Raw genomic sequence first — 10,372 nt, forward strand, 5'->3', positions numbered from 1 at the left:
TGCACGATCCGATCGCGGTGGTGGGAACCGGGTGCCGGTTCGCCGGTGGCGTGGCCTCGGCCGACGACCTGTGGGACGTCGTGGCCGCCGGGCGCGACCTCGTCACCGGCCCGCCGACCGACCGGGGCTGGGACCTGGCCGGGGTCACCGGCGGCGGGTTCCTGCGCCACGCGCTGGAGTTCGACGCCGCGGTGTTCGGGGTGAGCCCGCGCGCGGCGCTGGGCATGGACCCGCAGCAGCGGGTGCTGCTGGAGGTGTGCTGGTCGGCGTTCGAGGACGCCGGGATCGCGCCGGGCGGGTCGGTCGGGGTGTTCGTCGGCGTGGCGCACCACGACCACGCCACCCGGCTGCGCACCGTGCCGCCGGAGCTCGCGGGCCACCTCGGCCTCGGCAGCGCCACCAGCGTCGTGTCGGGTCGGGTCGCGCACACCTTCGGGCTCTCCGGACCGGCACTGACCGTGGACACGGCCTGTTCGTCGTCGCTGGTGGCGCTGCACCTGGCCGCGCAGTCGGTGCTGCGGGGGGAGTCGGAGCTCGCCCTGGCCTGCGGGGTGACGGTGATGTCCACGCCGACCACGTTCACCGAGTTCGCCCGTCTCGGCGCGCTGTCGGCGGATGGCCGGTGCCGGGCGTTCGGCGCGGGCGCCGACGGGTTCGGCCCCTCGGAGGGCGCGGGCGCGCTGCTGCTGGAGCGGCTCTCGCGGGCGAGGCGGCTCGGGCACCGCGTGCTGGCGCTGGTGCGCGGCAGCGCGGTGAACTCGGACGGGGCGTCGGGCTGGCTCACCGCCCCGGACGCGGGCGCGCAGGCCGCGGTGATCGCCGCCGCGCTCGCCGACGCGGGCCTCGCACCGTCCGATGTGGACGCCGTGGAGGCGCACGGGACCGGGACGCCGCTGGGTGACCCGGTGGAGGTGCGGGCGCTGGCCGCAGCGTACGGCCCCGGCAGGGACCGGCCGCTGTGGGTCGGGTCGGTCAAGTCGGGCATCGGCCACACCCAGGCCGCCGCCGGCGTGGCAGGCGTGATCAAGGCCATCGGCTGCCTGCGGCGGGGCGTGCTCGCGCGCACGCTGCACGTCGACGAGTTGTGCCAGGGCGTGCGGTGGGGACCGGTGGCGGTGCTGCGGGAGCCGGTGCCGTGGCCGCGGACAGGTGGACCGCGGCGCATCGCGGTGTCGGCGTTCGGGATCAGCGGCACCAACGCGCACGTGGTGCTGCAACAGGCACCCCCACCCGTGCCGCGCCCCACCCCGGTCGACCCCGGGCTGGGTCTGGTGGGCTCGACGGTGCCGCTGCTGCTGTCCGCCGCGTCGGCCCATCGCCTGCGCGCGCGGGCTAACCTGCTCCGCGAGCACCTGTCCGACGGCATCGGCGGATGCGCGGTGTCGTTGTCGCGTCAGGCGGTCCTGGGACACCGCGCGGTGGTGCTCGCGGACTCCCCGGAGTCCGCACTGGACGGACTGGACACCCTCGACGGCCCGGCGGTGGTCCGCGGTCCCGGAGATGTCGGTCGCGGCGGCACGGGCGTGGTGCTCGTGTTCGGCGGCCAGGGCTCGGAGTGGGTCGGCATGGGGGAGCGGTTGCTCGGCGCGTCCCGGGTGTTCGCCGACCGGATGGCCGAGTGCGCCGGGGAACTGTCCGGGCTCGTGGGCTGGGACGTGCGCGCGGCGTTGTCCGACCCGGTCGCGCTGCACCGCGTCGACGTGCTCCAACCCGCCCTGTTCGCGGTGATGGTCTCGCTGGCCGCGCTGTGGCAGGCGTGCGGGGTGCGGGTGGACGCGGTCGCCGGGCAGTCCCAGGGCGAGGTGGCGGCCGCGGTCGTCGCCGGGGCACTGTCCCTGGCGGACGCGACGCGGGTCGTGGTGACCCGCTCCCGCCTCGTCGCCGGGCTGACCGGCGGCGCCATGGCGTGGGTGCACGCGTCGTGGGGATGGGTGCACGCGGCGGTGCACGGCACCGGGTCGGACTGCGCGCCGGACGGGTGCGCGGGGGTGTGGCTGGCCGCGGTCAACGCGCCGGAGTCGGTGGTCGTCTCGGGCACGCCCGAAGTGGTCGAGGGCCTGCTGGCGCACTGCGACGCCCAAGGCGTCCGCGCGGGCCGAACCCCCATCGGGTACGCCTCGCACAGCCCGCACGTCGCCGCCGTCGAGAACGACCTGCTCGACGCCCTGCGCGACATCACCCCGCTGCCGCCCCGCACACCCATGGTCTCCACGGTCACCGGGAACGAGATCGACCTGCTCGACGCCGCGTACTGGTACCGCAACCTGCGCGCACCGGTCCGGCTCGACCGCGCCGTCACCACGCTGCTCGGCCTCGGGCACACCACCTTCGTCGACTGCAGCCCGCACCCCATCCTGATCTCGGCCCTGCACCAGAACCTGCACGGCGCCGCCGGGCGCTCGGCGGTGATCCCCAGCATCCAGCGCGACGACGGTTCGCCGACGCGCCTGCTCACCAACCTCGCGACCGCGCACGCGCACGGCGTCGGCGTCGACTGGCCCGCCCTGCTCGCCCACCTGCCCGACGACCCGGTGCCGGTGCCCGGCTACCCGTTCGACCGCGCGCGGTACTGGATCCCCGCCGAGCGCGCGACCCGCGGTCAGCTGTGGTGTCCGCGGTGGAAGAGGCTGGACCCGGTCCCGGCCGACCTGCGGCTGCTCGACGACCTGGCACCCGGCGAGACCCCGACCGGGCCGCTCGCCCTGCCGGTGACCGGGCGCGACACGGTGGCCGCGCTGCGCGAGGTCTCGGCGCTGCTGTCGCGGTGGCGCACCGACCCCGACTGGGCGAACGCCTGCCCGGTGGTCGTCACGCGCGGCGCCTCGCCGTCGGACCCCGCCTGCGCCGCCGTCTGGGGTTACGTGCGCTCGGCGCAACTCGCGCACCCGGACCGGATCCGCATCGTCCACATCGGACCTGATGAGCCCGTCGCGACCGTGGCCGCCGTCGTCGGCGCCGGACACCAGCTGGTGGTCGGCCAGGACGGCGTGTTCGAGCCGAGGCTGGTGCCCGCCACGGGTGCGAGCCCCGCGCCCGACCTGGCGGCGGGCACCGTCCTGGTCGCGGGCGGCACCGACGCCGACCGGGCGCTGTTCGCCAACGCCGTGCTCGACCTCGGCGCGAAGGCCGTCCTCGTCCTCGGCGCCCCGCTGCCGGACCTCGCCGACGTCCCCGCGGTGCGCTTCGCCGACCTGGACCTGCCCGGCGCGGTCGCCGAGGCGCACCCGCTGGCCGGGGTCGTCTACGCCGGAGACCGCTACGACGAGGCGCTGGCGCTGCACGACCTCACCGCCGACCTCGGCCTGTTCGTGCTCTCCGGCTCCGCCGCCGGGGTCCTGGGCGGCCCGGGCGCCGTGCCCGCCGCCGCGTTCGACGCCCTCGCCCGCCGCCGCGCCGACCTCGGCCTGCCCGCCCTCTCGATCGCGTGGGGACCGGATGAGGACGGCCACCTCGGTATCACCCGACTGTCTACAGAGGACAAGCGGGCGCTGGTGGTCGCCGCGGCGCGGATCCCCGAGCCGGTCCAGGTCGCCGTCGAGTGGGACACCGCCGCGCTGCGCGTGTGGCCCACCGTGCCGGTCCCGCTGCGGCACCTGCTGCCCCACGTCGCGCCGGTCGAGGTCCGCGCGGAGAACCTGCTCGACCTGGTGCGCGCGCACGTCGCCGCCGTACTGGGCCACCGCGGCGACATCGCCCCCGGCACCCCGCTGCGCGACCTCGGGTTCGACTCGCTGACCGCCGTGGAACTGCGCAACCGGCTCAGCGTCGCCACCGGCGTCGCCCTGCCACCCACCCTCGTGTTCGACCACCCCACCCCCGCCGCCGTGGCCGAGTGCCTCCGCGCGGAACTCGCGTAGGAGGAACGATGCGGACAACCCCGTGGCGCAGCGCCACCACCACCGCCGCCGTGCTCGGCGTCGTGCTCAGCGGCACGCACCTGACCACCGCGGCCGCCACCCCCGTGCCGCCCGGCTCCCGCACGGTCGTCCTGCTCACCGGCGACCGGGTCGAGGTCGACACCCTCGGGCACCGCACCATCCACCCGGGACCGGACCGCGAGCGCACCGCGTTCTCCTACTACGAACGCGACGGCCACCACTTCGTCGTCCCGGTCGACGCGCTGCGCCCGCTGGCCGACGACCGCCTCGACGAGCGGCTCTTCGACGTCGACGCGCTGCTCGCCGCGGCCCACGACGGCGCCACCGTACCGGTGATCGTCACCCGCCAACCCGGCGTGGCCGCCGTCGAGCCCGCGGGCGCGGCGAGCCTGCCCGCCGTCAACGGCTACGCGACCGCGGTCCGCGGCGACGGCATGCGCGCCCTGGCCGACCCCGGTGTCCGCAAGATCTGGCTCGACGGCGTCCGCAAACCCCAACTCGACAAGAGCACCGCCCAGATCGGCGCCCCCGCCGCCTGGAAGGCCGGGTACACCGGCACCGGCGTGACCGTCGCCGTCCTCGACACCGGCATCGACCGCACCCACCCCGACCTGGTGTCGCGGGTGGCCGAGGCGCGGACCTTCTCCGACGCCCCGGACGGCCTGGACCGGATCGGGCACGGCACCCACATCGCGTCGATCATCGCGGGCAACGGCGAGCGGTACCGCGGCGTCGCACCCGGCGCACGGCTGCTCGACGGCAAGGTGTTCGACGACAGCGGGTCGGCCCGCGACTCGTGGATCATCGCGGGCATGCAGTGGGCGGCCGGGGCGGGCGCCGCGGTGGTGAACCTGAGCCTGGCCCGACCCGACCTGCCGGGCAGCGACCCGCTGGAGCAGGCCGTCGACACCCTCTCCGCCCAGCACGGCACCCTGTTCGTGGTCGCCGCGGGCAACGACGGCCCGACCGGCGGCACCGTGGGCTCGCCCGGCAGCGCCGACGCGGCCCTCACCGTGGGCGCGGTGGACCGCGCCGACAAGATCCTGCCGTTCTCCGGGCACGGCCCCCGCGTCGGTGACGGCGCCGTCAAGCCGGACATCACCGCCCCGGGCATGGCGATCGTCGCCGCCCGCTCGTCCACCTCGCCCGGCGAGGGTCCGTACGTCGCCGACTTCGGCACCTCGATGGCCGCCGCGCACGTGACCGGGGCCGCCGCGCTGCTGGCCCAGCAGCACCCGGACTGGCCGGGGGAGCGGCTCAAGGACGTGCTGATGGCCGGCGCCCACCCCGGCACCGGCCAGACCATCTTCGAGGAGGGCACCGGCCGGGTCGACGTCGCCGCCGCGATGACCCAGACCCTGTCCACCGAACCCGCGTCCGTGCACCTGGGCACCCAGCGGCTCCCCGACCCCGGCCGCACCCTCACCCGTGAAGTCACCTACCGCAACACCGGGACCACCGAGGCGACCGTCGAACCCAAGGCGGTGCTCTACGGCCCGGACGGCAAGCAGGCGAACCTGGTCACCGTGTCACCGGCCCGGATGACCGTCCCGGCGGGCGGCACCGCCGTCGCCACCTACTCCGTGGCCGCCCCGGCGACCGGGCCGCAGGGTCTGTACGCGGGGATGGTCGTCGCGGGTGGGGTGCGCACGCCGATCGTGTTCGCCCGGTCCGAGCCGACCTTCGAGATCACGGTCAGCCAACTCGGCCTCGACGGCACCCCCGCGATCGGCGGGTACGCCCGGATCGTGTCGCGGGCGGCGGGCGCGCGGCAGTACCAGGTGCCGAGCACGGGACGGCTCCGGTTGCCGAAGGGCGAGTACTCGGTCGACTCGTTGTTGGTCGGGGACAACCTGAACTGGCTGTTCCAACCGTCGTTCACGGTCAGCGGGGACTCCGAGCTCGTTATCGACTACCGGCGCACCAAGCCGTTGAGCATCACCCCGCCAGTGCGGGCTACCAGCCGCTTCGCGGACGTTGCCCTGTCCTACGGCGATTACTCCACCGGCATCGCCGGCACTGACATCACGCGGACCGCGACCGGCACGGCCGGCGCCCGCGTGCCGGGCACGGCGTTGACCACAAAGGTCCACACCCAGTGGTTGGCCGAGAACGGCGCCTTCTACGGACTGGCCTACTTCGGGCACGGCGGCCTACCGGACGGGCTCACCAAGCGGCCCAGCGTCCGCGACCTCGCGCACGTCCGGGCAGACCTCCGTGCCACCGGCCCTGACCGCCTCGGCTCGCGCGCCGCCGTGCCGTTCCCGACAACCGGCGGCGTGCTCGACTCCAGCCCCGGCTACGACACCGCGGTCCTGCCGCGGGTACGCGACGAGTACTACACAACGGAAGCCGACGGCGCCTTGTGGACGTCCCTCTTGGTACAACGTTCTGCGACAGGACAACCGGACGGCACCGCGCTGAGCCCGGTCCGCCACTACCGCCCCGGTCGGGACTACACCGAGACGTACAACCGCGGCGTCTTCGGCCCCGCCTTCCCGTCACTGCCCAAGGGCCAGTCGTTCGTCAGCCGCACCAAGGACACCCTGAGCGCGGCTCTACCCCTGTTCGGCGACGCGGACGGCAACGCGGGCGACGTCCCCCTGTCGAGCCGCGTCACCACCCTCTACCGCGATGACGTGAAGGTGGGTGAGTCGACCGACCCCACCGCCACCTTCACCATCCCCGCCGGGCGGTCCACCTACCGGTTGGTCGCCGACGCGGTCCGCACCCCCGACGCCACGCTCTCCACCCACGTCACCGCCTCGTGGACCTTCACCTCGACCCACCAGGACTCGACCCAGCCGATCCCCTTGCCGACCATCCGATTCACCCCCCGCTTGGCAGGCGACAACACAGCCCCCCGCGGCCGCGTCTTCCCGGTCCCGATCGCCGGCGCGAACAGGTCGACGACGGTCGAGGTCTCCTACGACAGCGGCAAGACCTGGAGCCGAGCGCTGGTGCTGGCGGGCACCGCCCTGCTCTGCCACCCCGATACCCCCGGCACGGTCTCCCTGCGCGCCAAGACGACCGACCCCGCGGGCCACCCGCTTGACCTGACCATCATCGACGCCTACACCCTCCGCTGACCCGTCACGGTCCGGCCAGCGCTGTTGCTCACCCCGGATGCGACGAAGGGTGGCGTCACGCGACGCTCAGAGGCGAAGTGTGGTCAGCAGGGTTCGGGTGGGGTCCGACGGGGTTGGGGCGGTCTCGGTGAAGCCGAGTTTGGCCAGGACGCGGCGGGAGGGGGTGTTCCAGGGCCAGACTGTGGCTCGGAGGCCTTGGTGGCCGGAGGATCTGGCCCAGTCGAGGACCGCCCGGGCGGCTTCGGTGGCGTAGCCCTGGTTCCAGGTCCGGCGCAGGAGTTCGAAGGCGAGTTCGGGGTCCTCTGTGGATCCGCTGCCGATCAGGCCGCAGTAGCCGATGACGTCGGCGGTGGCTTTTCGCTCGATGGCCAGCAAGTCGGTGGACGAGGTGCGGATGGCGTCCTCGAGTTCGGCGATCGTCGGGTGACCGGCGGCGTCGATCCGGCGGTGTGGTGGGACTCGGGGGTCGCGTTCGGTCCACAGTTCGCGTTGGATGGCGGCCTCGGATACCCGCCACGGCCTGAGCAGTAGGCGGCTGGTTTCGAGGATTGTCATGGCACCGAGTCTCCCACGGGGGCGCGACGTTATTGAGTGGCAGACGCGGGGGAGCGGGGGCATGGTGTTGGCGTGGACCACCTCCTCTACGGGCTTGCCGTCAACCCTGCCCTGCCTGCCGCGCTGGTCGACCGGCTGATCGATATCGCGGACGCCGAGATGGCTGTGGCGTTGGCGGAGCGCGGGGACCTGACTGCGGAGCAGGCGCTGAGGTTGGTCGAGAGGCAGCCGGAGGCCGCGCTTGTCGGGGCTGGGGTGCTCACTGTGGACGGTGTCGATTCGGTGGCGCTCGCCCTGCCGGGGAGGGGGGTGGGCGATCCTGAGTGGACACGGCGGCTCGCGGTCGAGCACAGGGTGAGGTTGGCGGCCTGCCCGGGACTTCCCGAGGATGTCGTGGAGGTGCTCGCGGGCGACGTCGAGGCTGCGGTCGTGGCGGGGCTGGCGGAGGCGACGACCTCGGTGGAGGTGGTGACGCGGCTCGCTGGACATCCGCATGCCGAGGTGCGCAAAGCGTTGGCGGGCAACGAGGTGACGCCTCCCGCGGTGTTGGCGGCGGTGATCACGGGCGAGGGTCTCCCGCCGTTGACGGGGTGTCTGGTGTGCGATCGGGAGACGGTTCCGTTCGTGCACGACAGGGAGTGTCCGCGCACCGATTGCGACCTGCGGGCGGGCGCCTCCTGCGACGGCTCGCACGAGTCCACGGTCTGGGAGACGCACCTGCTCGCGCTGGGGAACCCGGCCACGCCGCTCGACGCCGCCATCGGCTTCCTCGACCATCCCACGTGGCTGTTCCGCGAACGGCTGGCCGCCCGCCCCGACCTGCCCCTTGAGGCGTACCGGCGACTCGCCGACGACCCCATCCCGGGCGTCCGGTCGGTCCTAGCCGAGAACCCCGCGATCGGCGACGCCCTGATCCGCCAACTCGCCCGGGACGACACCTACGTCCGGCACCAGGTCGCCCACAACCCCCGTGTCCCGCTCGACGTGCTCGCCGACCTGGCCGTGACCACCAGGATCGGGCCGACCCTGGTGCCCCGGATAGCCGCCGCGACACCCGCCGAGGCCCGGGATATGGCCGCGTCCCCGACCGCGGCGCTGCGGGTGCTGCTGGCGCAACGGCGTGATCTGCCTGCCCAGGTGCGGGACGCCCTCGCCACCGACCACGACGCGACGGTGGCCAAGTCCATCGCACCGCACCCCGGCCTGTCCGAGGCTCAACTCCGCGCGATGATCGACCGCCACGGCACGCAGGTCCTCGGCGCGGTGGTGCGCAACCCGACTGCGTCCTCGGCCTTGCTGGAGGACGTGGCCCGGCACCAGCCCCCGTCGCGCAAGGCGCTCCGCGCGATCGCCGAACACCCCAACGCCACCGCACCCGCACTGCTGGCCTGCCTGGCTGACGACAGAGCAAGGCCGCTCGCCGCCGCCCACCCCGCCCTGCCACCCAAGACCATCTCCGAACTCCTCACCGACGACGACGAGTGGACGGCTCAGGCAGCGGCCGCCAACCCGTCGCTGCCGCCCGAGGTCATGGCGTCGCTGGTGGAGTAGTCGCACGGGCCTGCTGGGACCGGGGTTGATGTGTCCGCTGTGGAGGGTCAGCGCGCGGCGCTGGCGTCGACTTCATCGACGATCAGGAGGTCGAGGTCGAGGTCAATGCGCGCGAAGTGGCCCCGCCAGGTCGAGGTGGGTTTCCGGGTGACGAGAAGGTGGTTCCGTCGGCTGGCGGGCGCGAGAAGTTCCCCGCCATTTGCGGATTTCTCGTCCGCTCGGCGGAGATTGTCGACGTCCACTGCGAACATGTTCGGAGCTGCGGGAATATCGGCCGATCAGGTCATGGATTCGGGTTCTCGCAGGTTGCGGACGTCGCAATAGGTCGGATCCCGGAACGGGGTTCAGTACGCCGTCCGGACGATTTACAGCTCTGGTGGTCGGTGTTTTGATGAGCCTGTTCGCGTAACGGCGACACGGAACCCCCGGGGGGAGGTAACCATGTACGACATCGAGATCGTGGAGGACGCAGCCATGCTGCTCCACCACAAGCCCCGCTAGTGGCGAGCCGGTCGCGGGGTGTATGTGGCGCCCCGCGACCGGCTCCCGGTTCTACGGCTCATCGGCTGTTATCGCCGACTCTCGGCGCGACTACTCAAGGGGTGCGGTGAAGGTTCGTCGCCAGGAGGGGTTGGTGTGCCGGTGGCAGCCGGAGGGGTTGCAGGTGGGGTTGCCGGACCGGCACCAGTGGGTGCGGATCCCGCCTGCCCTGTTCGGACTGCTGGACAGTGCGGGTGAGTGGACCGACCTGGACGCGGTGTGTGCAAAGGTGCCCGCCGCCGACGCCTCCCAAGCGCGCGCGGCCTTGGACAAGATGGTCGACCTCGGGATCCTGGTCACCGAGGAGGTCGAGACCCCGGTGTTGTGGCGGTATTGGGGTGCGGTGGCGCGCCGGTTCCATACTGACGCGCGGGATGCGAACTATCTGGTCGATTCGCCTGAGCGCGATGCCGAGGCCAGTGCGATCGCCGCTGACGGTGCGCCGCCGCCGGTGTTCAAGGACTACCCCGGCGCGAGGGTGGTGATGCTGCCTCGGGCGCCGTTGCCGTTGCGCATGCCGGTCGAGACTGTTTTCACCTCCCGGCGTACGCATCGCCGTTTCAGCGCGGAGCCGGTGAGCCTCGACCAGCTCGGGACCCTGCTGTTCTACGCGTTCGGTCCCCAGCGGTTCCTCGACGGCGGTGTGTTCGGTCCGCAGCAGGCCAGGGTCAGTGCCTCGGCGGGCGGCAGGCACGAGGTCGAGGCGTACCTGGCGGTCTACAACGTCGATGGTGTCCCGCCGGGGCTCTACCACTACTC

General features: G+C 73.4%; 5 protein-coding genes and 1 pseudogene. 4 read left to right on the forward strand and 2 right to left on the reverse strand.

Annotated features, from left to right (window positions below):
• Positions 1 to 5 precede the first annotated feature (5 nt).
• Together BMY07_RS32550 and BMY07_RS32555 are read left to right on the forward strand one after the other, a co-directional pair.
• Positions 6 to 3,857 (forward strand): annotated as a pseudogene (locus BMY07_RS32550) (type I polyketide synthase); the annotation flags it as partial.
• An 8-nt stretch (positions 3,858 to 3,865) separates the two neighbouring features.
• On the forward strand, positions 3,866 to 6,967 hold the full coding sequence (locus tag BMY07_RS32555; protein WP_092787045.1) for a S8 family serine peptidase: 3,102 nt from the start codon (positions 3,866 to 3,868) through the stop codon (positions 6,965 to 6,967).
• 66 nt (positions 6,968 to 7,033) lie between these two features.
• On the opposite strand, the gene BMY07_RS32560 is transcribed toward BMY07_RS32555, so the two are convergent.
• On the reverse strand, positions 7,034 to 7,522 hold the full coding sequence (locus BMY07_RS32560) for a GNAT family N-acetyltransferase (protein ID WP_092787047.1): 489 nt from the start codon (positions 7,520 to 7,522) through the stop codon (positions 7,034 to 7,036).
• A gap of 72 nt (positions 7,523 to 7,594) precedes the next feature.
• Between BMY07_RS32560 and BMY07_RS32565 the strand changes: the two genes are divergently transcribed.
• Positions 7,595 to 9,073 (forward strand): hypothetical protein, encoded by a 1,479-nt coding sequence (locus tag BMY07_RS32565; RefSeq protein WP_092787049.1) that lies wholly within the window; start codon positions 7,595 to 7,597, stop codon positions 9,071 to 9,073.
• A 47-nt stretch (positions 9,074 to 9,120) separates the two neighbouring features.
• Here BMY07_RS32565 and BMY07_RS32570 read toward each other — a convergent pair whose 3' ends face one another.
• The gene (locus tag BMY07_RS32570) at positions 9,121 to 9,315 is read right to left on the reverse strand and encodes a hypothetical protein (RefSeq protein WP_143073757.1); all 195 of its coding nucleotides are present in this window, start codon (positions 9,313 to 9,315) and stop codon (positions 9,121 to 9,123) included.
• Positions 9,316 to 9,680: 365 nt separating this feature from the next.
• Here BMY07_RS32570 and BMY07_RS32575 point away from each other — a divergent pair.
• Positions 9,681 to 10,372: nitroreductase family protein (locus tag BMY07_RS32575; protein WP_483860469.1), on the forward strand; the 692-nt coding region annotated here is incomplete at its 3' end.

This window comes from Actinokineospora terrae, from assembly GCF_900111175.1.
GTDB classification, from domain to species: Bacteria; Actinomycetota; Actinomycetes; order Mycobacteriales; family Pseudonocardiaceae; genus Actinokineospora; species Actinokineospora terrae.

Coding starts and splice junctions, on each gene's coding strand:
- BMY07_RS32555 (WP_092787045.1), top strand. CDS start 3,866: ATGCGGACAACCCCGTGGCGCAGCGCCACCACCACCGCCGCCGTGCTC.
- BMY07_RS32560 (WP_092787047.1), bottom strand. CDS start 7,522: ATGACAATCCTCGAAACCAGCCGCCTACTGCTCAGGCCGTGGCGGGTA.